This window comes from Pseudomonas sp. NPDC087814 (assembly GCF_044742865.1).
In the GTDB taxonomy this organism is placed as follows: Bacteria; Pseudomonadota; Gammaproteobacteria; order Pseudomonadales; family Pseudomonadaceae; genus Aquipseudomonas.
In genome coordinates this window covers 111,267-136,353 of record NZ_JBIUVK010000007.1, presented here as the reverse complement: position 1 = coordinate 136,353, position 25,087 = coordinate 111,267, and the positions used below count along the sequence as shown (strand labels likewise).

General features: G+C 61.8%; 20 protein-coding genes. 16 read left to right on the top strand and 4 right to left on the bottom strand.

What is annotated here, in order from left to right; genetic code table 11:
• Nucleotides 1-146 precede the first annotated feature (146 nt).
• Nucleotides 147-803, top strand: coding sequence for a TetR/AcrR family transcriptional regulator (locus tag ACIOMR_RS08690; protein ID WP_003215344.1), 657 nt, complete (start codon nucleotides 147-149; stop codon nucleotides 801-803).
• 121 nt (nucleotides 804-924) lie between these two features.
• Here ACIOMR_RS08690 and ACIOMR_RS08685 read toward each other — a convergent pair whose 3' ends face one another.
• The 4 genes from ACIOMR_RS08685 to ACIOMR_RS08670 all read right to left on the bottom strand — a co-directional run bounded on the left by ACIOMR_RS08685 (nucleotide 925) and on the right by ACIOMR_RS08670 (nucleotide 6,886).
• Nucleotides 925-4,461, bottom strand: coding sequence for a molybdopterin cofactor-binding domain-containing protein (locus ACIOMR_RS08685; RefSeq protein WP_401193493.1), 3,537 nt, complete (start codon nucleotides 4,459-4,461; stop codon nucleotides 925-927).
• Between the two features lie 16 nt (nucleotides 4,462-4,477).
• The gene (locus tag ACIOMR_RS08680; RefSeq protein ID WP_008436149.1) at nucleotides 4,478-4,954 is read right to left on the bottom strand and encodes a (2Fe-2S)-binding protein; all 477 of its coding nucleotides are present in this window, start codon (nucleotides 4,952-4,954) and stop codon (nucleotides 4,478-4,480) included.
• 255 nt (nucleotides 4,955-5,209) lie between these two features.
• Entirely contained in the window at nucleotides 5,210-5,644 is a 435-nt protein-coding gene (locus tag ACIOMR_RS08675; protein WP_003215338.1) for a MarR family winged helix-turn-helix transcriptional regulator, read from the bottom strand.
• 189 nt (nucleotides 5,645-5,833) lie between these two features.
• On the bottom strand, nucleotides 5,834-6,886 hold the full coding sequence (locus ACIOMR_RS08670; protein ID WP_177042246.1) for a 2,5-dihydroxypyridine 5,6-dioxygenase: 1,053 nt from the start codon (nucleotides 6,884-6,886) through the stop codon (nucleotides 5,834-5,836).
• Nucleotides 6,887-7,194: 308 nt separating this feature from the next.
• On the opposite strand from ACIOMR_RS08670, the gene ACIOMR_RS08665 reads away from it, so the two are divergent.
• The 15 genes from ACIOMR_RS08665 to ACIOMR_RS08595 all read left to right on the top strand — a co-directional run bounded on the left by ACIOMR_RS08665 (nucleotide 7,195) and on the right by ACIOMR_RS08595 (nucleotide 24,451).
• The gene (locus ACIOMR_RS08665; RefSeq protein ID WP_003215332.1) at nucleotides 7,195-8,328 is read left to right on the top strand and encodes an FAD-dependent monooxygenase; all 1,134 of its coding nucleotides are present in this window, start codon (nucleotides 7,195-7,197) and stop codon (nucleotides 8,326-8,328) included.
• On the top strand, nucleotides 8,325-9,134 hold the full coding sequence (locus ACIOMR_RS08660; protein ID WP_177019833.1) for an alpha/beta fold hydrolase: 810 nt from the start codon (nucleotides 8,325-8,327) through the stop codon (nucleotides 9,132-9,134). The genes ACIOMR_RS08665 and ACIOMR_RS08660 overlap by 4 nt, the downstream gene beginning before the upstream one ends.
• Nucleotides 9,135-9,145: 11 nt before the next feature.
• On the top strand, nucleotides 9,146-9,898 hold the full coding sequence (locus ACIOMR_RS08655; protein WP_401193486.1) for an Asp/Glu racemase: 753 nt from the start codon (nucleotides 9,146-9,148) through the stop codon (nucleotides 9,896-9,898).
• A 140-nt stretch (nucleotides 9,899-10,038) separates the two neighbouring features.
• Nucleotides 10,039-10,671 carry an N-carbamoylsarcosine amidohydrolase gene (locus ACIOMR_RS08650; protein ID WP_003215327.1) on the top strand — a complete coding sequence of 211 codons (633 nt, stop codon included), beginning with the start codon at nucleotides 10,039-10,041 and terminating at the stop codon, nucleotides 10,669-10,671.
• 223 nt (nucleotides 10,672-10,894) lie between these two features.
• Complete coding sequence (locus ACIOMR_RS08645; protein ID WP_008436141.1) at nucleotides 10,895-12,205, top strand: MFS transporter; 1,311 nt, start codon at nucleotides 10,895-10,897, stop codon at nucleotides 12,203-12,205.
• Between the two features lie 27 nt (nucleotides 12,206-12,232).
• The gene (locus tag ACIOMR_RS08640) at nucleotides 12,233-13,315 is read left to right on the top strand and encodes a nucleoside hydrolase (protein ID WP_008436139.1); all 1,083 of its coding nucleotides are present in this window, start codon (nucleotides 12,233-12,235) and stop codon (nucleotides 13,313-13,315) included.
• A gap of 71 nt (nucleotides 13,316-13,386) precedes the next feature.
• The gene (locus tag ACIOMR_RS08635; protein ID WP_401193482.1) at nucleotides 13,387-14,670 is read left to right on the top strand and encodes a glycosyltransferase; all 1,284 of its coding nucleotides are present in this window, start codon (nucleotides 13,387-13,389) and stop codon (nucleotides 14,668-14,670) included.
• A 71-nt stretch (nucleotides 14,671-14,741) separates the two neighbouring features.
• Nucleotides 14,742-15,647, top strand: coding sequence for an AraC family transcriptional regulator (locus tag ACIOMR_RS08630; protein WP_003215319.1), 906 nt, complete (start codon nucleotides 14,742-14,744; stop codon nucleotides 15,645-15,647).
• Between the two features lie 328 nt (nucleotides 15,648-15,975).
• On the top strand, nucleotides 15,976-17,286 hold the full coding sequence (locus ACIOMR_RS08625) for an ABC transporter substrate-binding protein (RefSeq protein WP_401193479.1): 1,311 nt from the start codon (nucleotides 15,976-15,978) through the stop codon (nucleotides 17,284-17,286).
• 178 nt (nucleotides 17,287-17,464) lie between these two features.
• A complete protein-coding gene (locus ACIOMR_RS08620; RefSeq protein WP_003215314.1) occupies nucleotides 17,465-18,391 on the top strand; it encodes a carbohydrate ABC transporter permease in 927 nt (308 codons plus the stop codon).
• Nucleotides 18,392-18,401: 10 nt separating this feature from the next.
• Nucleotides 18,402-19,232, top strand: coding sequence for a carbohydrate ABC transporter permease (locus tag ACIOMR_RS08615; protein ID WP_003215312.1), 831 nt, complete (start codon nucleotides 18,402-18,404; stop codon nucleotides 19,230-19,232).
• 37 nt (nucleotides 19,233-19,269) lie between these two features.
• Complete coding sequence (locus ACIOMR_RS08610) at nucleotides 19,270-20,373, top strand: ABC transporter ATP-binding protein (protein WP_102606106.1); 1,104 nt, start codon at nucleotides 19,270-19,272, stop codon at nucleotides 20,371-20,373.
• Nucleotides 20,374-20,391: 18 nt separating this feature from the next.
• A complete protein-coding gene (locus ACIOMR_RS08605) occupies nucleotides 20,392-21,873 on the top strand; it encodes a mannitol dehydrogenase family protein (RefSeq protein ID WP_102606107.1) in 1,482 nt (493 codons plus the stop codon).
• Nucleotides 21,874-22,018: 145 nt separating this feature from the next.
• Nucleotides 22,019-23,500 (top strand): xylulokinase, encoded by a 1,482-nt coding sequence (gene xylB, locus ACIOMR_RS08600; protein WP_177070080.1) that lies wholly within the window; start codon nucleotides 22,019-22,021, stop codon nucleotides 23,498-23,500.
• Nucleotides 23,501-23,512: 12 nt separating this feature from the next.
• Entirely contained in the window at nucleotides 23,513-24,451 is a 939-nt protein-coding gene (locus tag ACIOMR_RS08595; protein ID WP_401193472.1) for a carbohydrate kinase, read from the top strand.
• Nucleotides 24,452-25,087 lie beyond the last annotated feature (636 nt).

Below are 25,087 nucleotides of genomic sequence, written 5' to 3'. Positions count from 1 at the left end.
TACTCTGTTTATTAGAAGAACTAGAAAGTAATACGTTTCCGATCCAAGCCCCAGCGTTATGCCGCGTTTGTGACAGAGCCTGTCGGTAACGGAATAATGCCCATGCTATATTCCGGGCCTTTACGCCGCGCAGCAGAGGCTTTTCGATGGTGATCAAGAAGACCGGTATCCGCGCCCAGCAAGCCGACCAGACCCGCGCGCGGATTCTCCAGGCGGCGGTCAAGGTCTTCACCCGCGACGGCTATTCCGGCGGGCGTGTGGAAAGCATTTCCCGCGAGGCCGACTCCAACGACCGCATGTTGTATTACTACTTCGGCAGCAAGGAGCACCTGTTTGTGTGTGTGCTGGAGCACACCTATGAACAGTTCAACAAGGCCGAAAGCAAGCTCAAGCTCGACCTGACTGCACCGGTGCAAGCGTTGCAGGCGCTGGTGGGGTTTATCTGGAATTACTACGTCAAGCATCCCGAGTTTGTGGCGATCCTGAGCATCGAGAACCTGCACCAGGGCAAGCATGCGAAGCAGTCGGGTGAACTGCGGCGGTTGTCCGGGGAGGCAGTTGGGGTGTTGCGGCCGATCATTGAAGCGGGCCAGGCCCAGGGGCTGTTTCGTGAAGATGTGGACATCAAGCATGTGTACTTGATGATTGCTTCGTTGTGCTACTTCTATAACTCCAACCAGCACACGCTGAGTTCGTTTTTGGGGGAGGATTTGGCGGATAAGACCCAGCAGCGGGATTGGCTGGGGTTTATCAGTGATCTGGTGTTGCGCGGGGTATGCGTGACACCGCCCATCCAACGGTAGAACCTGGATCTAAATGTGGGAGCGGGCTTGCTCGCGAATGCGGTGTATCAGTCAATATATTTGGCGACTGACGAACCGCTTTCGCGAGCAAGCCCGCTCCCACATTTTTTGACCGTGTGAATCAATGGGTACCGGGATTGGCTCGCAGGTGTGCCACGGTTTGCTCCAGGCCTTCCCACTGCGGTGCATGGGGTGCGAAGCGCCCGCGCAGGTAGGCGGCCAACTCCGCCACTTGGGTGTTCGACAAACTGTCCTTGAACGCCGGCATGTAACCCAGATCCTTGGTCGCCGGAGTGCTGATCCCTTGCAAAATCACCTTGATCAGGTTGTCCGGTTGATCGCTGTGCACATTGGTATTGGTCGCCAGTGATGGGCTGACGCCGAACAGCTTCGGGCCCTGCCCGTCGGCATGGCAGGCCTTGCATGAACCTTCGAATACCCGTCGCCCATTGGCATTGGGCACCGTCGCAGCTGCCACCACCTGCGCTTCGGCGGCGCCGCTGTCGTTCAGCGAAGCCAGGTATACCGCCATCGCGCGGATGTCGGTCTTGGGCAGTTTCGCCAGTTCAGTCACGACCGGTCCCATCGGCCCCGTTGCCACGCCATGGGCATCGGAATAACCAGTGCTCAGGTAGCTGAACAATTGGTCTTCGGTCCACGGCGTCGGCGCCTTGGACAAGCCATTCAAGGCCGGCGCTTCCCAACCGTCCACCCTGCCGCCCGCGAGGAACGCCTTGCCGCCCTTCTCCGCCCCCATCAGGTTGCGCGGCGAATGGCACGCCGCGCAGTGCCCCAAACCGTTGACCAGGTAAGCGCCACGATTCCATTGCTCGCTGCGCTGGGGCTGCACGCTGATTTCCCCACGGCGCAGGAACAGCGCATTCCAGCCGGCCATCAACGGCCGGATATTGAACGGAAACTTCATCGCATTCGGCACCGGTGCCTGGCTCACCGGCGCCTGGGACATCAGGTAGGCATACAGTGCCTGCATGTCGGCATCGTTGATATTGCGAAACGCCGTATAGGGAAACGCCGGGTACAGGTTGCGCCCGTCGCGGCCAATGCCGTCGCGCATCGCCCGCTCGAACGCCGGGTAGGACCAGTTGCCAATCCCGGTTTTCTCATCCGGGGTGATGTTGCTGCTGTAAAGGGTGCCGAACGGCGTATGCATCGCCAGCCCGCCGGCATTGGTGGCACCGCCCGGTGCCGTGTGGCACACCGCGCAATCCCCCACGGCAGCCAGCAAGCGCCCGCGCTCCAGGGTGGCCTTGGACCAGGTGCCTGCACTGGGCGGTGCAATCGGGGCAATTTCGCTGTGAAACGGCCACGCGGTAGCAGCCATGCCCAGCACCGCGCCAAAGGCGGCGAACAATGAGCCGAACAACCATTTGCGGCGCTTTTCCGGGGACTTCGCCGGCTCGCCCAGGGTGCCTGCATTCAGCGCCGCCAATACCCGCTCGGGGGTAATCGGCAGCTCGCGAAAACGGATGCCGGTGGCGTCATAGATCGCATTGGCAATCGCCGCCGCGCTGGGCACCGAGGCCGACTCACCGGCGCCCATCGGGGGCTGGTCCTGGCGCGGCATCATCAGTACGTCGATCTGCGGCACTTCCGGGAAGGTCAGGATCGGATAACCGCCCCACTCCTTGCTCGCCACGGTCGACTCTTCAAAGGTCACGCGTTCCTTGAGCACACGGCTGGTGGACTGGATCACATTGCCGTGGATCTGATGCTGCACCCCTGCGGGGTTGATCATCATCCCCGAGTCATGCCCGATCACCACCCGCGTCACCGAGACATCGCCGGTCTGCTTGTCGATGGCCACGTCCGCGACCCACGCCGCCCACGCCGCGCCGAAGCCGGGAAACTTGCTGTGGATGTAGCGCGCGTAGGCAAAGCCCCGACCACGCAGCAGGTGGTCCTCATTCGCGGTTTGCATCGGCGCGGTACGCGGTGCCCAGTTGGCGCGTTCGGCGGTGGATTTCACCAGGTCGATGGCGCGCTCGTCCTTCAGGTAACGCAGGCGGTACTCCACCGGGTCGACCCCGGCGGCAAACGCCAGTTCGTCGATATAGGATTCATGGGCGAAGGTGTTGGGCAACGCCGACACACCGCGCATCCACGAGGCGCGAACGATCGGCGCCATGTCGTTGATGGTGACGCGCATGTTCGCGATGTCGTAGGGCGGGATCGAGGTGCGGTCGCCCATCTCGAACATCGCGGCCACCGGCTCGACCCGGCCGGTCAACAGCAGCGCCAGGGTGGGCGCGCCGTTGGACGGGTAGCTGGTTTCAAAGTCATAGGCGGCGATGCTGCCGTCGGCGTTCAGGCCGCCGTCGACATCCATCAATTGCGCGGTGCCCTTGGGCTCCCACAGGTGCTCCTGTTCGCGGGTCAGTTGCACCCGCACCGGCTTGCCCACCGCACGCGACAGCAGCAAGGCGTCGGCGCATACATCATCGGCGCAGTTGCGGCCGTAGCAGCCGGCGGCCTCCATGCGAATCACGTCGATGGACGCTTCCGGGCATTCCAGCAACCAGGCCAGGTCGGCCCGCAGCAGGTGCGGGTTCTGGCTGCCCGACCAGATGCGGCTGCCACCGGGCTGATAATCCGCCACGCCACAGGACGGGCCGATGGAGCCGTGCATCTGGTATGGCCACAGGTAGGTGCGCGGCATGCGCTGGCTGGCGGCGGCCAGGGCTGCGTCGACGTTGCCCTGGTCGAGCACGGTGCGGCGTACCCGCGGGTTGTCGCGGATTGCCTGCTCCACATCGCTCATGTCCGGCAGTGGGTGGTTCCAGGGTTTCCAGTGCACCTGCAGTTCCTGGGCGGCCTTGATTGCCTGCTCTTCGCGCAAGGCCACCACGCCGACAAAATCACGGATCACCACCACCGCAACAATGCCCGGGATATGGGCGATGGAAGACTCGTCGACCTTCAGCAGGCTGTTGCCGACAAAGTCACCGCAATCCAGGCCCGCATACGGTGGGCGGATCACCCGACCGTGGAGCATGTCCGACACGCGCATGTCGTGCACGTACGTCAGTTCGCCGGTGGCCTTGCCCGGGATATCCACCCGGGCTGCGCCCTTGCCCACCAGGCGGTAATCAGCGGTGGCCTTGAGCGGTGCATCGCCGCTGATGCGCAGTTGGTCATGCTCGTCCGTCACCAGTTCGCCATAAGTGATGGTGCGCCCGTCTTCGCCGCGGATAACGCCTGCGTCGACCTTGAGACTTTGAGCATTTACGGACCAGCGTTGCGCCGCCCGCGCCAGCAGGAAACGCCGGGCTTCGGCGGCGGCATTGCGCAGCGGAATCGCGGAGATCTGCAAGGTTGCGCTGGCAATGGTCGCGCCCTGGTTCGGCGCACGCTCGGTGTCGCCCAGCACCATGCGCACCTGGTCCATGGTCAGGTCCAGTTCTTCAGCGACGATCTGCGCCAGGGAGGTGCGAATGCCGGTGCCCAGGTCCACGTGCCCGTTGAAGGCGTACACCAGCCCGTCATCGTTCACTGCGATAAACAGCCCCAGCTCCTTGGGCTTGACCGTCGGTGTGCCGCCTTTGGCCACCGGCCCCGAAGGTGGCAGCACATCGTCGACGATCAGCAGGACGCCGGCCTTGGCCAGCCATTGGTCGCGGGAAGGGATTGCGTCAGTCATGGTCATCGATCCACGTTCAAGGCGTTTGGCGGGCGGCACGCAGCACCGCGCGGAGGATTTCGATATGGGTGCCACAGCGGCAGAGGTTGCCAGACAGTTCGCTGCGCACCTCGGCTTCGCTGGGGTTGGGATTGCGGTCGAGCAAGGCCTTGGCGGTCATGATCATGCCGTTGAGGCAGTAGCCGCACTGGGCGGCCTGTTCATCGATGAAGGCCTGCTGCACCGGGTGCGGGGTCTGGCGGGTGCCGAGGCCTTCGAGGGTGACGATGTTGCGTCCCACGGCACCCGACAGGGGGAAGACGCAGGAGCGTGCAGCCACGCCGTCGATGATCACCGTGCAGGCGCCGCACTCCCCCAGGCCGCAGCCGTATTTGGGGCCGTTGAGTTGCAGGTCATTGCGCAGGATCAACAACAGCGGGGTGTCGGCCATTGCGCTGACTTCGCTGGTGTGGCCGTTGACCTCAAGCGTTACCGTGATGTTCTGGCTGGTCATTCGCTTCGCCCGTTGGATTTGGTGAAGTGTCCACTACATCAAACAGTCAAAAAAAAGCGTCGCGTACCTGGGGTCTCGCGACACACTTGACGGGTGAAGTGGTTACTACATCAACGTAGAGCAAAAACGGTGCCAGAAGATGGATGAATACCTGTGGCGAGGGAGCTTGCTCCCGCTGGGTTGCGAAGCGACCCCAAAAGATGGGCCTGCTGCGCAGTCCAGCGGGAGCAAGCTTCCTCACCACAGGGATCGGGGTCAGGTTTGGGGGTCTTCGATCATTTTGCGTAGCAGGAAGAGTACGGCGACGCGTTCGGCGGGGTTGAGGTTGCTCAGGGTCAGTTCGGTGATGGTGGCGGCGCAGGGCACGGTTTGCTGCACCAGGGCGGCGCCGGAGTCGGATAGGTTGACCACGACTTTGCGTTTGTCCTGCGGGTCGGGTTCGAGGGTGATCAGTTCGCGGGCCTTGAGGCGTTCGACGATGCCACGGATGGTCGCCTGGTCGACGGCGGTGGCCTTGACCAGTTCGGTGAGCGAACTTGCACCGTGATCGCGCAGGGCGCACAGGGTGACGAACTGCACGGCGGTGAGCTGGGAGTCGCCGACGTTCTGCTGGAAGATCGCCAGGTGACGCTGGTAGGCCTTGCGCAGCAGGTGGCCGACTTGTTCGGAGAAAACGTAGGAATCAGGCACGGCGGGCTCGGGAAGGCGGTGGTCGATGGGGTGGCATGATGGCGGGGTTGTGGAAATGACTCAAGGATCTCATTGCCGGAACGCGGTTGAAATGTGGGAGCGGGCTTGCTCGCGAATGCGGTGTGTCAGGTGGCGCATGTGTGACTGACGTACCGCATTCGCGAGCAAGCCCGCTCCCACATTGGATGTTTAGTGGGCCAGGGAGGCTTGAGGGGCTACGACGTCGCCGGCGATGACTACGGCCTCATCATCGAGGTAGACGTCGCAATTGCGCAGCGGGATGTCCATGTGGCACGGCGTCTTGCGGGTGCCGCCGACTTCGGTGTTGGGGCCGGTGGAGAACAGGAAGTTGCCGTAGAACGCGCGGGCGTCCATGCACATGCCGTCGTTCTTGTCGTGCAGGCCCATGGCCGTCCATTGCGCCCGTGGCTGCAGGCCCCAGCCGATGTGGGAGATGCCATATACCTCGGGGTCGTTGAAGTATTTCATGTAGTCGCGCAGGTATTCGGCCTCGAAACCACCGTGGATTCTGGTGATGAAGCCCTTCTCGATCTCCAGGGTGATTTTCTCCCGGGTGTAGGTCTTGAACGGCAGCAGGATGTCGCCGATATCCAGCACCAGCACGCCCTCTGCAGTTTCCTCATTGGGCCAGGAGAACAGGAAGCCGCTCGGCCAGTGGTCCCAGCGCCCCGGTTCGTCGGCAAAGCCGTATTCGGTGACGGACGGGTATTGCCCCAGCGCCGCCCGGAAATCACTGCCGGCGCGGGATTTGACGTGGATCGAGCGGGCTTTTTTCAGCAGTTCTTCAGCGGCCAGCACGCGCACTTTGTCCTCTTCGGTCGGCAGCATGCGCGCCAGCACTTCCGGGGGTTCCACCGCCAGCAGGATGCGCGTGCCGGTCTTGAGGATCTGTTCCTGCTCCGGCGAGTGCAACAGCATCATGGTGTCGACGATCAGGTCTGCCGCTTCCAGCGCCCGCTGCGCCGCGATATTGCCGGTCAGGGCAGTGTCGCCACAGTAGGCGGTCATGTCATTGCCCATCGCCCGGGGATGGTTGAACGACGGCAACTCCACCGCATACACCTTGGCCCCCAGGCGCTGCGCAGCGTCCATCGCGGCGCGCACGGTGCGCGGGTCGGAGTAATGGCTCTTGAGCACGGCGACGCTCTGGGTCGGGTCGACCTTCGAGAGCTTCAACACATGCTCAAACATCTGGGTCAGTTCGCAATCACTTACCGGCATTTCCTGTCTCCTCAGCTGCTGCACCAAGATCTTGCAGGGCGCTTCACTCTAGTGCGTTTTTATAGCGTATACGCCAATTAATCACGATAAGAACTGATTTCATCATGGACTGCAAGCACCACGCCAAAACGTTACGAATCCACACAAGCCCATTGATATATGGAGATAACCGGTTACAGGGGATCGATATGGCCAAAAAAACAATTTTTCAGGCGTGGGCTTTTCATTTGAAAAAATGAGCGTATACACTTTAAAAACCTTGCGGACAGACCCCGCCGGCCATTATTCGAAAAAGAGGACCACGCCCCATGGGAAGCACACAAAAAATCGCAATCGTCGGCGCCGGCCTTGGCGGTGCCGCCGCTGCCACCCTGCTGCAACAGGCAGGGTTCGACGTGGACATCTACGAGCAGGCGCCGGAGTTTTCCCGCCTGGGTGCCGGGATCCACATGGGCCCCAACATCATGAAAATCTTCCGCCGCATGGGCATCGAAAAACAGCTGGACCTGATGGGGTCGCACCCCGAGCACTGGTTCAGCCGCGATGGTGAAACCGGCGACTACCTGTCACGCATTCCCCTGACTGGCTACGGCGCGTCCTACATCACCGTGCATCGCGGCGATCTGCACGCGCTGCAGATGTCCACTCTCAAGCCCGGCACCCTGCACTTCAACAAGCGCCTGGAAACCCTTGAAGAAACCGATACCCAGGTGCGCCTGACTTTCGCCGACGGCGAGGTAACCTACGCCGACATCGTGATCGGTGCCGACGGCATCAACTCGCGCATTCGTGAAGAGCTGCTGGGTGCCGAAAAACCGCTGTACAGCGGCTGGGTCGCGCACCGTGCGCTGATCCGTGGCGACCAGTTGGCCAAGTACGACCTGAAGTTCGAAGACTGCATCAAGTGGTGGACCGAGGACCGGCACATGATGGTCTACTACACCACCGGCAAGCGCGACGAGTACTACTACGTCACCGGCGTGCCGCACCCGGAATGGGACTTCCAGGGCGCCTTCGTCGACAGCAGCCGGGAGGAGATGTTCGACGCCTTCAAGGGCTACCACCCGACCGTCCAGGCCCTGATCGAATCCACCGAAAGCGTGACCAAATGGCCGTTGCGCAACCGCAACCCGCTGCCGTTATGGAGCCGTGGTCGCCTGGTATTGCTGGGCGATGCCTGCCACCCGATGAAACCCCATATGGCCCAGGGCGCCGGCATGGCCATCGAAGACGCCGCGATGCTGACGCGCTGCCTGCAGGAAACAGGGATCGGCGACTACCGCACCGCGTTCGAGCTGTATGAAGCCAACCGCAAGGAACGCGCGTCCCGGGTGCAGGCCGTGTCCAACGCCAACACCTGGCTGCGCACCCAGGAAGATCCGGACTGGGTCTACGGCTATGACCTCTACGCCCAGCAACTGAAATCGGGGGTGGCGGCGTGAGCAGCTTTCTCTATGGCGGCAACGTCCAGGCCAATGGTATCCGCCAGCATTACCTGCGTTACGGCGGCAAGGGCCCGGCACTGATCCTGATTCCCGGCATCACCAGCCCGGCGATTACCTGGGGTTTTGTCGCCGAACGCCTGGGTTTGCACTTCGACACCTACGTGCTGGACGTGCGCGGTCGCGGCCTGTCGTCCACCGGACCGGAGCTGGACTACAGCGCCGACACCTGCGCCGATGACATTGGCGCGTTTGCCGACGCCCTGAAGCTCGACAGTTATCACCTGGTCGGCCATTCCATGGGCGCGCGGTTTGCCGTACGCAGTGCGGTGCGCCATCCACAAGGTGTCAACCGCGTGGTGTTGATCGACCCGCCGATGTCCGGCCCGGGTCGCCGCGAATACCCAAGCAAACTGCCGTGGTACGTCGATTCGATTCGTCAATCCCAGGTCGGCATGGATGCGGAGGCGATGCGCGCCTTCTGCGCCACCTGGACCGACGAACAACTGCAACTGCGCGCCGAATGGCTGCACACCTGCTACGAGCCGGCGATCGTGCGTGCGTTCAATGACTTCCATACCGTCGACTTTCATCAGGACCTGCCGCACCTGGGGGCTCCTGCCCTGCTGATTGTTGCCGGACGCGGCGGTGTAATTCAGGCCGAAGATGTCGCGGAAGTCCGACAGTTACAGCCGACCCTACAGGTCGCCCATGTGCCAAATGCAGGACACATGATCCCCTGGGATGACCTTGAAGGCTTTTTCGCTGCCTTCGGCGACTTCCTCGGCCAGCCCCTAACTGCATAACGGAGACCATCATGCTCAAGTCTTATCGCATCGGCCAGATTGTGCCGAGCTCCAACACCACCATGGAAACCGAGATCCCGGCGATGCTTAACGCGCGCCAGGCGATCCGCCCGGAACGTTTCACCTTTCACTCCAGCCGCATGCGCATGAAGCAAGTGCGCAAGGAAGAACTGGCGGCCATGGACGGTGAGTCCGACCGTTGCGCCATCGAACTGTCCGACGCCAAGGTCGACGTGCTGGGCTACGCCTGCCTGGTAGCGATCATGGCCATGGGGCTGGGTTACCACCGCAAGTCCGAGCAACGCCTGCGCAAGGCCACCGCCGACAACGACGCCAACGCCCCGGTGATCACCAGTGCCGGCGCCCTGATCGAAGGCCTTAAAGTCATGGGCGCCAAACGCATCGCCATTGTTGCGCCGTACATGAAACCGCTGACCGAACTGGTGGTGAACTACATCCGCGAAGAAGGCTTTGAAGTGGTGGACTGGCGCGCCCTGGAAATCCCCGACAACCTCGAAGTGGCCCGCCACGACCCGGCCAACCTGCCGGCGATTGTTGCCGGGATGAACCTGGAAGGTGTCGACGTAATCGTACTGTCGGCCTGCGTACAAATGCAGTCGCTGCCCGTGGTCGCGAAGGTCGAAGCCCAGACCGGCCTGCCGGTACTCACCGCCGCCATCGCCACCACCTACGCCATGCTCAAGGCCCTGGACCTGGAACCCATCGTCCCCGGCGCCGGCGCCCTCCTGTCGGGAGCCTACTAAAAACGCTTTTGTGGCGAGGGAGCTTGCTCCCGCTGGGGTGCGAAGCGCCCCCAAAAAAAACAGGCCTGCTACGCAGCCCAACGGGAGCAAGCTCCCTCGCCACAAGGTTATGTGCACTGTCCATTACCGAGGACTGAAAGATGAGCGAACAATCCGCCGACGCCAACTACCAGGGCGTCTGGGGTAACCGAATCGGCTTCGGCAAAAAATCCGCCCTGCTGATGATCGACTTCATGCAAGGCTATACCACCGAAGGCGCGCCACTGTTTGCCCCCGAAGTGCGCATCGCCGTGGCCGAAAGCGTCGAGCTGCTGGCCTGCGCCAGACGTCACGGGATCAGCGTGGTGCACACCAATATCCGCTACCATCCGGGCCATTTCGCCGACGGCGGTATCTGGGTAAAAAAGGCCCCGGTGATGAAAGACATGGTCGAGGGTAACCCCCTCGCAGCCTTCTGCACCGAAGTGCTGCCCCTGGCCAATGAAGTGGTCATCACCAAACAATACGCCAGCGCGTTTTTCGGCAGCAGCCTGGCCCCGATGCTGCACGCCCAGGGCATCGACACCGTGGTGCTCGCCGGCTGTTCCACCAGCGGCTGCATCCGGGCCACCGCAGTGGATGCGGTGCAACACGGGTTTCGTACCATCGTCGTGCGCGAATGCGTCGGCGACCGCCACCCGGCGCCCCATGAAGCCAACTTGTTCGATATCGACAGCAAGTACGGCGACGTGGTGAGCAAGCAGGAGGCGATGAGCAAGTTCAAGGAGCAATAACGCGTCAACAGGAACCACGACAAAGAGCGTGGTCCGGAAAAAACTGAGCGCCCACGCTGGAATGCAGTCGAATGTGGGAGCAAGCCCGCTCCCACACTTGATCACCTCCAACAGGGCCACCTCAGTCTTCTGTCACTGCCTTTGGAAGTCGCTTTCACAGCACTCCGAAGTGCTGAAAAAGCGGCCGTATAAAAACCATAAGTCACCGCCAGGAGACACCCCAATGCCCATTGCGAATGCAGCGCCCGCGACTACGGTCGCCGATCCGGTCCACACGCTCTACCACAAGATCACCTGGAAGCTGATTCCGTTCCTGTGTTTCTGCTACCTCGCGGCTTACCTGGACCGCATCAACATCGGCTTCGCCAAACTGCAGATGCTCGACCAGTTGCACTTCAGCGAAACCGCGTTCGGCCTCGGTGCCGGGCTGTTTTTTGTCGGCTATATCATCTTCGAAGTCCCCAGCAACCTGATCCTGGAAAAGGTCGGGGCGAAGATCTGGATCGCCCGCATCATGATCACCTGGGGCCTGCTTTCGGCCTGCACCATGCTGGTCACCTCCACCACCCAGTTCTACATCCTGCGGTTCCTGCTGGGTGCGGCCGAAGCCGGGTTTCTACCGGGCGTGCTGTATTACCTGACCACCTGGTTTCCCACCCATCGCCGGGGGCGGATCATCGCCCTGTTCATGATCGGCCTGCCGCTGTCCAGCGTGATCGGCGGCCCGTTGTCGGGCTGGATCATGGGCCACTTCGACAACATGGCCGGCCTGCGCGGCTGGCAGTGGCTGTTTCTGATCGAAGCGGTGCCCAGCGTGCTGCTCGGTGTGTGGACCTTCTGGGCGCTGCCCAATACCTATCAGCAAGCCAAGTGGCTGTCGCCGGAAGAAAAAAACCTGCTGGAAAGCGAACTGCGCAAGGACGACGCCGACGGTGCCGCCAGCAAACACAGCTTCCGCGACGGCTTCTTCAACCTCAAGGTGTGGATGCTCGGCGGTATCGACTTCTCGATCCTGCTCAGTGCCTATGCCATGGGGTTCTGGATGCCCACATTCATCCGCAACGCCGGGATTACCGACACTTTCCACATCGGCATCCTCACGGCCCTGCCCAGCGTGGCGGCCCTCTTGGGCATGCTGCTGATCGGCGCCAGCTCCGACAAACACCGCGAACGCCGCTGGCACATCATCGTGCCGTTCTTCATCGGCGCGGCGGCGATGGCTACCAGCACGTTCTTCACCCATAACGTGGTCGCCACCGTGGCGCTGTTTGCGATTGCCTCGGCGGCGATCATCGGTGCGGTGCCGGTGTTTTTCAGCCTGCCGGCGACCTTCCTGAAAGGCACCGCAGCGGCCACCGGCTTTGCCCTGGCCTGCTCGCTGGCGAACATCGCGGGCCTGGTGAGCAACTCGTTGATGGGCGTGGCGATTGACGTCACCGGCAGCAGCGCAGGGGCCTTGTGGTTTTTTGCCGGCTGCCTGATTCTCAGCAGCTTCCTGGTGATCGCCTTGCCGGCGAAGCTGGTAAACCGCTAACAACAACAATTTTTCGGGTGAGTCTCCATGCAAGGTTTCATCAAGCGCTGTGCCCTGCTTGTCGCCGTGGGCCTGTGTGCCGGTACGGCGCAGGCCGCAGAAAAGGTCATCTTCGACACCGACTTCAACGTGCTCAACGATGACGGCCAGGCCTTTATCATGCTCGCCCAGCTGCACGGGCAAAAACGCATCGACCTGCTGGGCATGACCCTGGTCAGCGGCAACGCCTGGGTCGACCAGGAACAGGTCGACGCCCTCAAGGCGGTGGAACGCATGGGTGTGGAGAAGGAAGTCGGCGTGTATTCCGGCGCCGCCTACCCGCTGCTGCATGACTACGCCACCTATGAGGCGGAAAAAGCCCTGTTCGGTTCCGGCTGGCCGGGTGCGTTCAAGAACCCGCGGCCAACCAGTGCCTCACAACTGGTCGCGCCACCGGACGGCCTGGCGACCCACACCAGGCTGCGCAAGGAAACCGCCGCCCAGTTCATCGTCGACAGCGTACGGGCCAACCCCCACGAGGTAACGATCCTGGCGGTCGGCCCGCTGACCAACATTGCCCTGGCGATTCGCTCGGCGCCGGACATCGTGCCGCTGATCAAGCGCATCGTGTACATGGGCGGCGCGCTGGAGATCCCGGGCAACACCACGCCGGCGGCGGAGTTCAACTGGTGGTTCGACCCGGAGGCCGCGAAGATCGTGTTGCGCTCGCCCATCGAACACGTGATTTTTCCCAACGATGTCTGTGAGAAAGTCACCTTCGACAAGTCGGTGTATGAGCGGGTGATCGCACACAAAGGCCCGATTGCCGACCTGTACAAGCACGAGTTCGGGCCACTGTTCGCCAAGGACCCGGCTTACCACAGCTTCACCTGGGACAGCCTGCCGGCACTGTTTCTCGTGAACCCCGGGATCGTCACCGAATCCCGCGAGCTGTGGGTGGACGTGGATGCCACCTTCGGCGCCGACTATGGCCGGGCACTGGGCTACAAGAAAGGCGCGCCGGTCGGCACGCAAAAGGCCAAGGTGGTCTTCGCGGTGGACCAGAAGCAGTTCTGGGACGGTTATGTAGGGTTGGTGACGCTGCCGACGCCGGTCAACATCTTCCGCTGAGTACGCCGGAACTTGAGGGGCTGTGGTTTAATTGCGCGCCTTTGCCCAGCCCTTCAAGGAATCCGTTGTCGATGAATCAGCCCGCCACCAAAGTCCTGGTCATTGGCTACGTCTGGCCAGAGCCTCGCTCCTCGGCCGCCAGCGGGCACATGATGCAGATTCTGGAGAGTTTCCTGGCCCAAGGCTGGGACATCACCTTCAGCAGCCCGGCGGTCACCGGCGAACACAAGGCCGACCTGCCCGCCCTGGGCATTCGCGAATGCGCGATCGAGTTGAATAACAGCAGTTTCGACGCGTTTATCCAGCAATTGGCTCCGGATATCGTGCTGTTCGACCGTTTCATGATGGAAGAACAGTTCGGCTGGCGCGTGGAAAAATCCTGCCCGAATGCTCTACGGGTGCTGGAAGCATCCGACCTGCAAAGCCTGCGGGACGCCCGCCACCAGCGCCTCAAGGACTTCCTGAAGGCGCACCCCGAAGCTGATGACTTCGACGCGCTGTTCAGCCGGGACCTGGCCGCCGAATTCGATGACATGGCCGATACCGACCTGGCCAAGCGCGAGATCGCTGCGATCTACCGCTGCGACATCAGCCTGATGATCTCCGATGTGGAAATCCAGTTGCTGACCGAACACTTCAAGGTGCCCGCTGCCCTGCTCCACTGGTGCCCGCTGATGCTGGTGCCGCCCACCGAAGCCTTTGCCCCCTTTGAGGACCGTGCCCACTTCCTGAGCATCGGCAATTTCCGCCATGCGCCGAACTGGGATGCGGTGTTGTGGATGAAGAACAGTGTGTGGCCGCTGATCCGCCAGCAACTGCCCGGCGCTCAACTCCACGTGTACGGCGCCTATACGCCACCCAAGGCCACCGCGCTGCACAACCCGGCCCAGGGCTTCCACGTGATGAATTGGGCCGAGGATGCATTGCAGGTCATGAGCGCTGCGCGTATCTGCCTGGCGCCACTGCGCTTCGGTGCCGGGATCAAGGGCAAGCTGGCCGACGCGATGCTCTGCGGCACACCCAGCGTTACCACACCGATTGGCGCCGAAGCCATGGGCGAACCGTGGCCCGGCGTGGTCGAACACAGCGCCAGTGCACTGGCTGCTGCGGCGGTTGCGTTGTATCAAGACCAGCCACGCTGGACCCAGGCCCAGGAAGATGGCCGGCAGTTACTGGCCCGCCGTTACGCCCACGACCTCCACGGCCCGGCCCTGGTGGAGCGCCTGGAGCAGTGCCGCCGCCAGTTGGCCGAGCACCGTCGGAACAATTTCACCGGCAGCATGCTGCGCCACCACCTGCACAAAAGTACCCAGTACATGGCGCAGTGGATCGAGGCGAAAAACCGTACGCTGTAGACACAGACGCTGGCGAGGTGGCGCGCAAGGGGGCATTATCCTTTTCGCAACCACAATAAAGCGACTGCAGCATGACCCGAGCAGCGAGAATCACCGATCCTTCCTACGAGCTGATGGACGATCACAACGGTCTGTCCATCATCTATCGCCAACACGGCTTCCCGTGCCCGTTGGTGCGCTGGCATTTCCACAAGGAATACGAGCTGCACCTGATCGTTGCCAGCTCCGGCAAGGTGTTTATCGGCGACTACATCGGCAACTTCTACCCGGAAAGCCTTTTCCTCACCGGCCCCAACCTGCCCCACAACTGGATCAGCCAGGTGGCCGAGGACGAAGTGGTGCCCAAGCGCGACATGCTGGTGAACTTCACCGACGAGCTGTTCGACGGCGGCAGCCATGTCTTTGCCGAGCTCAAGACCCTGGCGCCACTGCTGGAACGGGCGCAATACGGCATCGAATTTCGCTGCAAGAAAACCATCGCCCAGGCCATGACCCTGATGCAGCGCATCGAGGACGCCCAAGGCATGGCGCGCCTGGGGCACTTCTTCATCCTGATGGAAGTGCTCAGTGCCTGCGAGGACTACCAACTGCTCTCCGGCGTGACCACGCCGCAACTGGCGGATGAACACAGCATCGACCGCACCAACCGCGCGGTGGACTACATTTTTGCCCACTACGCGCGGGAGTTGTCCCTCGAAGAAGTCGCCGAATACCTCGGCATGAAACCCACCTACTTCTCCCGCGTATTCAAACAAGCCACCGGCCGCACCTTCATCGAATTCGTCAACCGCCTGCGTATCAGCAAGTCCTGCGAGCTGCTGGCCGATGGTGACAAAGCCGTGACCGATGTGTGCTTCGAGTCAGGCTTCAACAACATCTCCAATTTCAACCGCCGCTTCCAGCAGCTCAAGGGCATGACCCCCTCGCACTACCGGCGCCTGGCGGTGCAGCGGTTAACCGAGCAGAACCTGGCCTGAACACCGAAACGCAGGGCTGCTTTACTGTGGGAGCTGGCTTGCCTGCGATAGCGGCGGATCAGCAATGGCTGAATTGACTGGCACACCGCTATCGCAGGCAAGCCAGCTCCCACATTGAACCGCGTTCCCGGGAAACCCAACCCGCCTGGTAAACCGTTTCATCAATTTTCCGCTGCAGTGCAAAAAAGTATCAGTAAAAGTGCTCCCAAGGATTTGTCAGCACGTCAATTGAAGGCTGTAATCAACGCACACTCTTCCAGCTGTCGTGGAAGACACAACAACAATAACTGTCCTTCTGCAGCCCCTGGGCGCAGAAATGGAGTGCGCGATGAAGTTCACAGCCAAAGCTCTGCTTGCCTGCACCTGCATGACCCTCAGCGCCGTCAGTCTTGGCGCGCAAACCCTGACCATTGCCACCGTCAACAACAGCGACATGATCCGCATGCAAAAGCTCTCGAAAACCTTCGAGACCCAGCATCCGGAGATCAAGCTGAACTGGGTGGTACTCGAAGAAAACGTCCTGCGCCAGCGCCTCACCACCGACATCGCCACCCAGGGCGGACAGTTCGACGTGTTGACCATCGGCATGTACGAAGCTGCACTCTGGGGCGCCAAAGGCTGGCTGGAACCGATGAAGGACCTGCCTGCTTCCTACGACCTGGACGACGTTTTCCCTTCCGTGCGTGACGGTCTTTCCGTCAAGGGCTCGCTGTATGCCCTGCCGTTCTACGCCGAAAGCTCCATCACCTACTATCGCACCGACCTGTTCAAGGACGCCGGGCTGACCATGCCCGAGCACCCGACCTGGACCCAGATCGGCGAATTCGCCGCCAAACTCACCAACAAGGACAAAGAGCAGTACGGCCTGTGCCTGCGGGGCAAAGCCGGTTGGGGCGAGAACATGGCGCTGATCACCACCCTGGCCAACGGCTACGGTGCACGCTGGTTCGATGAGAAGTGGCAACCGGAATTCAACGGGCCAGAGTGGAAAGACGCACTGAACTTCTACGTCGACAACATGAAGAAATCCGGCCCGCCGGGGGCTTCCAGCAACGGTTTCAACGAAAACCTGGCGCTGTTCAACAGCGGCAAGTGCGCGATCTGGGTTGACGCCAGCGTCGCCGGCTCGTTCGTGACCGACAAGACCCAAAGCAAAGTGGCTGACCACGTCGGCTTCACCTTTGCCCCCCACGAGAAGACCGACAAAGGTACTTCGTGGCTGTACTCCTGGTCCCTGGGGATTCCAACCAGTTCCAAAGCCAAGGACGCTGCCAAGGTGTTCACCACCTGGGCCACTTCCAAGGAATACAGCCAGTTGGTCGCCAAGACCGACGGGATTGCGAACGTACCGCCAGGTACCCGTAAATCGACCTACAGCGACGAATACATGAAGGCCGCGCCGTTTGCCAAGGTCACGCTGGAATCGCTGAAAGTCGCCGACCCGAAAGACCCGTCGGCCAAGCCGGTGCCGTATGTGGGCATCCAGCTGGTGACCATTCCTGAATTCCAGGCGATTGGTACCCAGGTCGGCAAGTTCTTCTCCAGCGCACTGACCGGTGGCTCCACTGCCGAAAAAGCCCTGGCGGATGCACAGACCTTCACCGAACGCGAAATGAAGCGGGCCGGTTATCCCAAGTAAAGCGGTCTCACCACACTGAATGTGGGAACCCGCTTTATGTAGGAGCCGGGCTTGCCCGCGATGCAGACAACTCGGTCTGTCAGTTTCACCGAGGCGCTCTCATCGCAGGCAAGCCAGCTCCCACATTTGACCGCACTCCGACCCGCATTCCGCATGTACCTGACTGGTCCTGATCACCATGAATACCACCACTGCCCAAGTGCAAACCGCTACGCCGGACAAGCCGCGTAAAAGCCGCCTGATCAACCCCGGCTGGTTCCTCGTCAGCCCCTCGGTGGCCTTGTTGCTGCTGTGGATGATCGTGCCGCTGGGCATGACCCTGTACTTCTCGCTGATTCGCTACAACCTGCTCTACCCCGGCGAAAACCAATTCGTGGGCCTGGAGAACTTCACCTACTTCATCACCGACTCGGGCTTCCTGCCCGGCGCCACCAACACCCTGTTGCTGGTGGGCAGCGTGTTGCTGATCAGCGTGGTGTTTGGCGTATTGATCAGCGCCCTGCTGGAAGCCAGCGAGTTCTTCGGTCGCGGCCTGGTGCGGGTGTTGCTGATTTCACCGTTCTTCATCATGCCCACCGTCGGTGCGCTGATCTGGAAGAACCTGATTTTCCATCCGGTGTCGGGGATCCTCGCCTACGTGTGGAAGCTGTTCGGCGCCCAGCCGGTGGACTGGCTGGCCCATTACCCGTTGCTGTCGATCATTATCATCGTGTCCTGGCAGTGGCTGCCCTTCGCGATCCTGCTGCTGATGACCGCCATGCAGTCCCTCGACCAGGAACAGAAGGAAGCCGCCCGCCTCGACGGTGCCGGCGCCATCGCGATCTTCTGGCACCTGACCCTGCCGCACCTGGCACGTCCGATTGCCGTGGTGGTGATGATCGAAACGATCTTCCTGCTCTCGGTGTTCGCCGAAATCTTCACCACCACCAACGGTGGCCCCGGCTACGCCTCGACCAACCTCGCCTACCTGATCTACAACCAGGCGCTGGTGCAGTTCGACGTGGGCATGGCCTCGGCCGGCGGCTTGATTGCCGTGGTCATCGCCAATATCGCGGCGATCATCCTGGTGCGGATGATCGGCAAAAACCTGACTGACAAGCCTTGAGGGCCGCGCCATGACGCTTCAACAATCCCGCCGCCTGCAAAGCGTGCTGCTCGGCACCCTGGCCTGGGCCATCGCGATCCTGATTTTCTTCCCGATCTTCTGGATGGTGCTGACCAGCTTCAAGACCGAAATCGACGCGTTCGCCACGCCGCCGCAGTTCATCTTCACGCCGACGCTGGAGAACTACCTGCACATCAACGAGCGCAGCAACTACTTCAGCTACGCCTGGAACTCGGTACTGATTTCCTTCAGCGCCACCGCCCTGTGCCTGCTGATCTCGGTACCGGCCGCCTACTCCATGGCGTTCTACGAGACCAAGCGCACCAAGGGCACGCTGCTGTGGATGCTCTCCACCAAGATGCTGCCGCCGGTGGGCGTACTGATGCCGATCTACCTGCTGGCCAAGAGCTTCGGCCTGCTGGATACGCGCATTGCGCTGATCATCATCTACACCCTGATCAACCTGCCGATCGTGGTCTGGATGGTTTACACCTACTTCAAGGACATCCCCAAGGACATCCTCGAAGCCGCCCGCCTGGACGGCGCCACCCTGTGGCAGGAAATGGTCCGGGTGCTGCTGCCGATCGCCAAGGGCGGCCTGGCTTCCACGGTGCTGCTGTCGCTGATCCTGTGCTGGAACGAGGCGTTCTGGTCGCTGAACCTGACCTCGTCCAACGCCGCGCCGCTCACTGCATTGATCGCCTCCTACTCCAGCCCCGAAGGCTTGTTCTGGGCCAAATTGTCTGCCGTGTCGACCCTGGCCTGTGCGCCGATCCTGATCTTTGGCTGGATCAGCCAGAAACAGCTGGTCCGCGGTCTGTCCTTCGGCGCCGTGAAGTAACGGCTCCTTCAAGAATATTTAGAAGCGGAGGCCCATCATGGCCAACCTGAAAATCAAGAATCTGCAAAAAGGCTTCGAAGGCTTCTCCATCATCAAGGGCATCGACCTTGAGGTGAACGACAAGGAATTCGTGGTGTTCGTCGGCCCGTCGGGCTGCGGCAAATCCACCCTGCTGCGCTTGATTGCCGGCCTTGAAGAAGTCACCGAAGGCACCATCGAGCTGGATGGCCGCGACATCACCGAGGTCACCCCGGCCAAGCGCGACCTGGCAATGGTGTTCCAGACCTACGCCCTGTACCCGCACATGAGCGTGCGCAAGAACATGTCGTTTGCCCTGGACCTGGCCGGCGTCGACAAGAAGATTGTCGAGAGCAAGGTCAACGAAGCAGCACGTATCCTGGAGCTGGGCCCTTTGCTTGAGCGCAAGCCAAAGCAGTTGTCCGGCGGCCAGCGCCAGCGTGTCGCCATTGGCCGTGCGATTGTGCGTAACCCGAAGATCTTCCTGTTCGACGAACCCCTGTCCAACCTCGATGCCGCCCTGCGGGTGCAGATGCGCCTGGAGCTGTCGCGCCTGCATAAAGAGCTGCAAGCCACGATGATCTACGTGACCCACGACCAGGTCGAAGCCATGACCCTGGCCGACAAGGTTGTCGTACTCAACAGCGGCCGCGTGGAACAGGTGGGCTCGCCGCTGGAGCTGTATCACCAGCCGGCCAACCTGTTTGTCGCAGGCTTTTTGGGCACGCCGAAAATGGGTTTCCTCAAGGGCAAGGTCACTCGCGTTGACCCACAGAGCTGCGAAGTCGAACTGGACGCCGGCGGCCGCATCAGCCTGCCCCTGAGCAGCGCGAGCTTGAGCGTCGGCAGCGCCGTGACCCTGGGCATTCGCCCGGAGCACCTGGAAATCGCCGCGCCGGGGCAAGCCACCCTGACCGTCACCGCCGACGTCGGCGAGCGCCTCGGCAGCGACACCTTCTGCCACGTGATTACCGCCAGCAAGGAGCCGTTGACCCTGCGGATCCGTGGCGACATGGCCAGCCAGTATGGCGAGACCCTGCAGCTGTACCTGGACCCGACCCAATGCCATCTGTTCGACGCTGAGGGTGTTGCCGTGGCCCGCCCACTGCGCGCCGCCGCCTGATTTCGCGAGAATTTCCCGATGAAACTGAACAAGCAAAACCTCACGCAACTGGCGCCCGAAGTGCAACTGCCGGCCTATGCGATTGCCAATACCAGCCAGGGCATCGCGCACATCGGCGTTGGCGGGTTCCACCGCGCCCACCAGGCGTATTACACCGATGCCTTGATGAATACCGGCACAGGCCTGGACTGGAGCATTTGTGGTGTGGGCCTGCGCAGCGAGGACCGCAAGGCGCGGGACGACCTGGCCGGCCAGGACTACCTGTTCACCCTGTATGAACTGGGCGACACCGACGACACCGAAGTGCGCGTGATCGGCTCCATCAGCGACATGCTGCTGGCCGAAGACGGCGCCCAGGCGTTGATCGACAAGCTGGCCAGCCCGCAGATTCGCATCGTCTCGCTGACCATCACCGAAGGCGGCTACTGCATCGACGACAGCAACGGCGAGTTCATGGCCCACCTGCCGCAGATCCAGCATGACCTGGCCAACCCGGGCTCGCCGAAAACCGTGTTCGGGTTTATCTGCGCGGCGTTGACCCAGCGCCGGGCGGCCGGGGTGCCGGCGTTTACCGTGATGTCCTGCGATAACCTGCCCCACAACGGCGCCGTGACCCGCAAGGCGTTGCTGGCCTTCGCCGCGCTGCATGACGCCGACCTGCACGAGTGGATCAAGGCCAACGTGAGCTTCCCGAATGCGATGGTCGACCGCATCACGCCAATGACCAGTACCGCGCACCGCCTGCAATTGCATGACGATCACGGCATCGACGACGCCTGGCCGGTGGTCTGCGAGCCGTTTGTGCAATGGGTGCTGGAAGACAAGTTCGTCAACGGCCGCCCGGCGTGGGAGACGGTGGGCGTGCAGTTCACCGACGACGTGACACCGTATGAAGAGATGAAGATCGGCCTGCTCAACGGCAGCCACCTGGCATTGACGTACCTGGGCTTCCTGAAGGGCTATCGCTTCGTCCACGAGACCATGAACGACCCGTTGTTCGTGGCCTACATGCGCGCCTACATGGACCTGGACGTCACGCCCAACCTGGCGCCGGTACCGGGTATCGACCTGACCGAATACAAGCAGACCCTGGTGGACCGCTTTTCCAACCAGGCGATTGCCGACCAGCTGGAGCGCGTGTGTTCCGATGGTTCGTCGAAGTTTCCCAAGTTCACCGTACCCACCATCAACCGCCTGATTGCCGATGGTCGCGAGACCGAGCGTGCTGCGCTGGTGGTGGCGGCCTGGGCGTTGTACTTGAAAGGCGTGGATGAGAATGGGGTGATCTACCGCATTCCAGACCCTCGCGCCGAGTTTTGCCAGGGGCTGGTGACGGAAGATGCGTTGATCAGCAAGCGGCTGCTGGGGGTGGAAGAGATTTTTGGTACGGCTATTCCCAACTCGCCCGAGTTTGTGGCAGCGTTTGAGCGGTGTTTCGAGAGCCTGCAGGATGTGGGTGTGAGCAAAACGCTGGAGCGGCTGCTCGCCAATCTCAACTGACGGAACCGAATCAAAGTGTGGGAGCGGGCTTGCTCGCGAAAGCGGTGGATCAGTCAATATTTGCATAACTGACACACCCTATTCGCGAGCAAGCCCGCTCCCACATTGACCGAGTTCTCCATAACAATAGGCTGAGCGACCTACCATGACCCAGCAAAACCTCTACCTCGGCATCGACTGCGGCACCCAGGGCACCAAGGCCATCGTGCTGGACGCCAGCAGCGGCAAAGTCCTGGGCCTGGGCGCCGCCAGCCACACGCTGATCAGCGGTGCCAATGGCCGCCGCGAACAGCACACCCAGGAGTGGCTGGACGCGTTTACCGAAGCCACTCACCGCGCCTTGCAACAGGCCGGGGTGGACGGCCAGGACATCCTCGCCATCGGCGTTTCCGGCCAGCAACACGGCCTGGTGTTGCTGGATGACCAAGGCCAGGTGCTGCGCCCCGCCAAGCTGTGGTGCGACACCGAAACCGCGCCGGAAAATGATCGCCTGCTGCAACACCTGGGCGGTGAAAGCGGCTCCCTGGAACGCCTCGGCGTGGCCATCGCGCCGGGCTACACCGTGTCCAAGCTGCTGTGGACCCGCGAACAGCACCCGGAGGTGTTCGCACGCATCGCGCATATCCTGCTGCCCCACGACTACCTCAACTACTGGCTCACCGGCCGCGCCTGCGCCGAATACGGCGATGCCTCCGGCACCGGTTATTTCAACGTGCGCACCCGTGAATGGGACCTGGCACTGTTGCGCCACATCGATCCCGACGGGCGCCTGGAAGCTGCGCTGCCCGAGTTGATCGAGGCCAACCAGCCAGTGGGCACCATCCTGCCAGCCATCGCCGAGCGCCTGGGCATCAACCCGAACGCCCGGGTGTCCAGCGGCGGCGGCGACAACATGATGGGCGCCATCGGCACCGGCAATATCGCCCCCGGCGTGATCACCATGAGCCTGGGCTCATCCGGTACCGTGTACGCCTTTGCCGATCAGGCCAATGTCAGCCCGCAGGCGTCGGTGGCGACTTTCTGTTCATCCAGCGGCGGCTGGCTGCCGTTGATCTGCACCATGAACCTGACCAACGCCACCGGGGTCATCCGCGAGCTGTTCGACCTGGACCTGGCGGCGTTCAACGCGCTGGTGGCCCAGGCACCGATCGGCGCCGACGGCGTGAGCATGCTGCCGTTCCTCAATGGCGAGCGGGTGCCCGCCCTGCCCCACGCCACCGGCAGCCTGCACGGCCTGACCATGACCAATCTGACCCGCGCCAACCTGTGCCGCGCCGTGGTCGAAGGCACGACCTTCGGCTTGCGCTATGGCCTGGACCTGCTGCGCCAGACCGGCCTGCAGAGCCAGAGCATCCGCCTGATCGGCGGCGGCTCGAAAAGCCCGGTGTGGCGGCAGATGGTCGCGGATATCATGAACACCGAAGTGGTCTGCACCGAACAAAGCGAAGCGGCGGCCCTGGGTGCGGCAATCCAGGCCGCGTGGTGCCAGTCCGGTGAAAGCCTGGCGCAGTTGTGCCAGCGCTGCGTGAGCGTCGACGCAGCCAGCCGCACACTGCCGGATGCCGGCAGCGTCAGCGCCTACCAGCAAGCTTATGAGCGTTATCAACAGCACGTGGCATCCCTTTAAGAGCGAACGAATATGTATTTGGTATGTGGCGAAGCGCTGTTTGATTTTTTCAGCGAGGACGATGCCAGCGGCAAGGCATCCAGGGTCAATTACAAGGCGATTGCCGGCGGCTCGCCGTTCAACGTCGCGGTAGGCTTGCGTCGACTGGGAATCGACGCGGGCTTTTTCGCCGGGATCTCCGACGACTACCTGGGCCGACGCCTGTTGCAGGTGCTCAAGGACGAAGGCGTGGGCGAGGATTACCTCGTGGAATTCTCAGCGCCCACCACCCTGGCAATGGTCGCAGTGGGTGCCAATGGCTCACCGCAATACAGCTTTCGCGGTGAAGGCTGCGCTGACCGCCAGTTGCAACTTGAGCATCTGCCCGTGTTGGGTGACGAAGTGCGTGGCGTACACGTCGGCTCGTTCTCATTGGTGGTGCAGCCGATTGCCGACACGTTGCTGGCCCTGGTACGCCGGGAAAGCGGCAAGCGCCTGATCAGCCTCGACCCCAACGTACGCCTGAACCCGGAGCCGAACATCGAGCTGTGGCGCGCCCGCGTGGCCGAGCTGGTCAAGCATGCCGACCTGATCAAGGTCAGTGACGAAGACCTGCACCTGCTCTACCCCGGCCAAACCCCGGAAAGTGTCCTGCAAGGCTGGTTGCAGCACCGTTGCCAGCTGGTGTTCCTGACCCGCGGCGGCGACGGCGCCACGGTGTTCAGCCGCCAGCACGGCAGCTGGTCGGCGCCAGCGGTCAAGGTGGTCATGGCGGACACGGTTGGGGCTGGCGATACCTTCCAGGCCGCGTTGATTGCCTGGCTGACCGAGCAGCAACTGGACTCGGTGGAGGGCCTGCAACAGCTGACCCGGGAGCAGATCAGCAGCATGCTCACCTTCGCTATCCGCGCCGCGGCACTCACCTGCAGCAAGACCGGTCCGGACCTGCCCTACCGCCAGCAATTGAACTAGCCCCGCCTGCCCCCGCGCGCTGCGGGGGCAACTCATTTACTCCTTTCTCCTTTCCTCCACAACCTGTCAACTTTGACAGTTGTCAGTCGTGGTTTTCGGGTCAAGACTCCGGTTACGCCTCGTGCGCAAGGAAGTGGCGCTGACGTCATTGTGTTGCCGGGAGATTTTATGAAAAACATCAAGATTGGCTTGTTCGTAGGGATAGTGTTGGCCACGTCGGTTGCTCGCGCAACGCCACTGGATACCACGACAGACCTGAAGTCTATTGCATGGGAATATGTGTCCATTGAGTCTGTAGCACCCTATGCCCCATTGAAAACTTTGAGCCCAGAAAAGAGCGCCACTCAACCCGGATTCCCTGCGGGTTTCTGTAACGGCACCTCTGCAAATGGAATCAGTTGCCGCACGGGAGCGAGAAAAGCTGTCGGACATACACGCATAGGGGTGAATTTGCACTATTGAAGTGGCCAGCATGAGCCGGATACTTGGTTTGCGCAGCACGGGATCGTGTTGGCCACGTTGGTTCCAGGCGCAACGCCCGTCGATACAAAGGCAATTCTGGAAGATGTGAGGAGACCCAGTTGGACAGCTATACGCTGGAGGGTTTCAGCGGTAATGCGCAGGTACGCATGAGCT

What these genes read in the sequence shown, in the direction of transcription:
- ACIOMR_RS08640 (WP_008436139.1), top strand. Translation starts at nt 12,233, where the DNA reads ATGCAAGGTTTCATCAAGCGCTGTGCCCTGCTTGTCGCCGTGGGCCTG.
- ACIOMR_RS08685 (WP_401193493.1), bottom strand. Translation starts at nt 4,461, where the DNA reads ATGACTGACGCAATCCCTTCCCGCGACCAATGGCTGGCCAAGGCCGGC.
- ACIOMR_RS08690 (WP_003215344.1), top strand. Translation starts at nt 147, where the DNA reads ATGGTGATCAAGAAGACCGGTATCCGCGCCCAGCAAGCCGACCAGACC.
- ACIOMR_RS08610 (WP_102606106.1), top strand. Translation starts at nt 19,270, where the DNA reads ATGGCCAACCTGAAAATCAAGAATCTGCAAAAAGGCTTCGAAGGCTTC.
- ACIOMR_RS08665 (WP_003215332.1), top strand. Translation starts at nt 7,195, where the DNA reads ATGGGAAGCACACAAAAAATCGCAATCGTCGGCGCCGGCCTTGGCGGT.
- ACIOMR_RS08630 (WP_003215319.1), top strand. Translation starts at nt 14,742, where the DNA reads ATGACCCGAGCAGCGAGAATCACCGATCCTTCCTACGAGCTGATGGAC.
- ACIOMR_RS08595 (WP_401193472.1), top strand. Translation starts at nt 23,513, where the DNA reads ATGTATTTGGTATGTGGCGAAGCGCTGTTTGATTTTTTCAGCGAGGAC.
- xylB (WP_177070080.1), top strand. Translation starts at nt 22,019, where the DNA reads ATGACCCAGCAAAACCTCTACCTCGGCATCGACTGCGGCACCCAGGGC.
- ACIOMR_RS08655 (WP_401193486.1), top strand. Translation starts at nt 9,146, where the DNA reads ATGCTCAAGTCTTATCGCATCGGCCAGATTGTGCCGAGCTCCAACACC.
- ACIOMR_RS08620 (WP_003215314.1), top strand. Translation starts at nt 17,465, where the DNA reads ATGAATACCACCACTGCCCAAGTGCAAACCGCTACGCCGGACAAGCCG.
- ACIOMR_RS08650 (WP_003215327.1), top strand. Translation starts at nt 10,039, where the DNA reads ATGAGCGAACAATCCGCCGACGCCAACTACCAGGGCGTCTGGGGTAAC.
- ACIOMR_RS08605 (WP_102606107.1), top strand. Translation starts at nt 20,392, where the DNA reads ATGAAACTGAACAAGCAAAACCTCACGCAACTGGCGCCCGAAGTGCAA.
- ACIOMR_RS08680 (WP_008436149.1), bottom strand. Translation starts at nt 4,954, where the DNA reads ATGACCAGCCAGAACATCACGGTAACGCTTGAGGTCAACGGCCACACC.
- ACIOMR_RS08625 (WP_401193479.1), top strand. Translation starts at nt 15,976, where the DNA reads ATGAAGTTCACAGCCAAAGCTCTGCTTGCCTGCACCTGCATGACCCTC.
- ACIOMR_RS08635 (WP_401193482.1), top strand. Translation starts at nt 13,387, where the DNA reads ATGAATCAGCCCGCCACCAAAGTCCTGGTCATTGGCTACGTCTGGCCA.
- ACIOMR_RS08645 (WP_008436141.1), top strand. Translation starts at nt 10,895, where the DNA reads ATGCCCATTGCGAATGCAGCGCCCGCGACTACGGTCGCCGATCCGGTC.
- ACIOMR_RS08615 (WP_003215312.1), top strand. Translation starts at nt 18,402, where the DNA reads ATGACGCTTCAACAATCCCGCCGCCTGCAAAGCGTGCTGCTCGGCACC.
- ACIOMR_RS08670 (WP_177042246.1), bottom strand. Translation starts at nt 6,886, where the DNA reads ATGCCGGTAAGTGATTGCGAACTGACCCAGATGTTTGAGCATGTGTTG.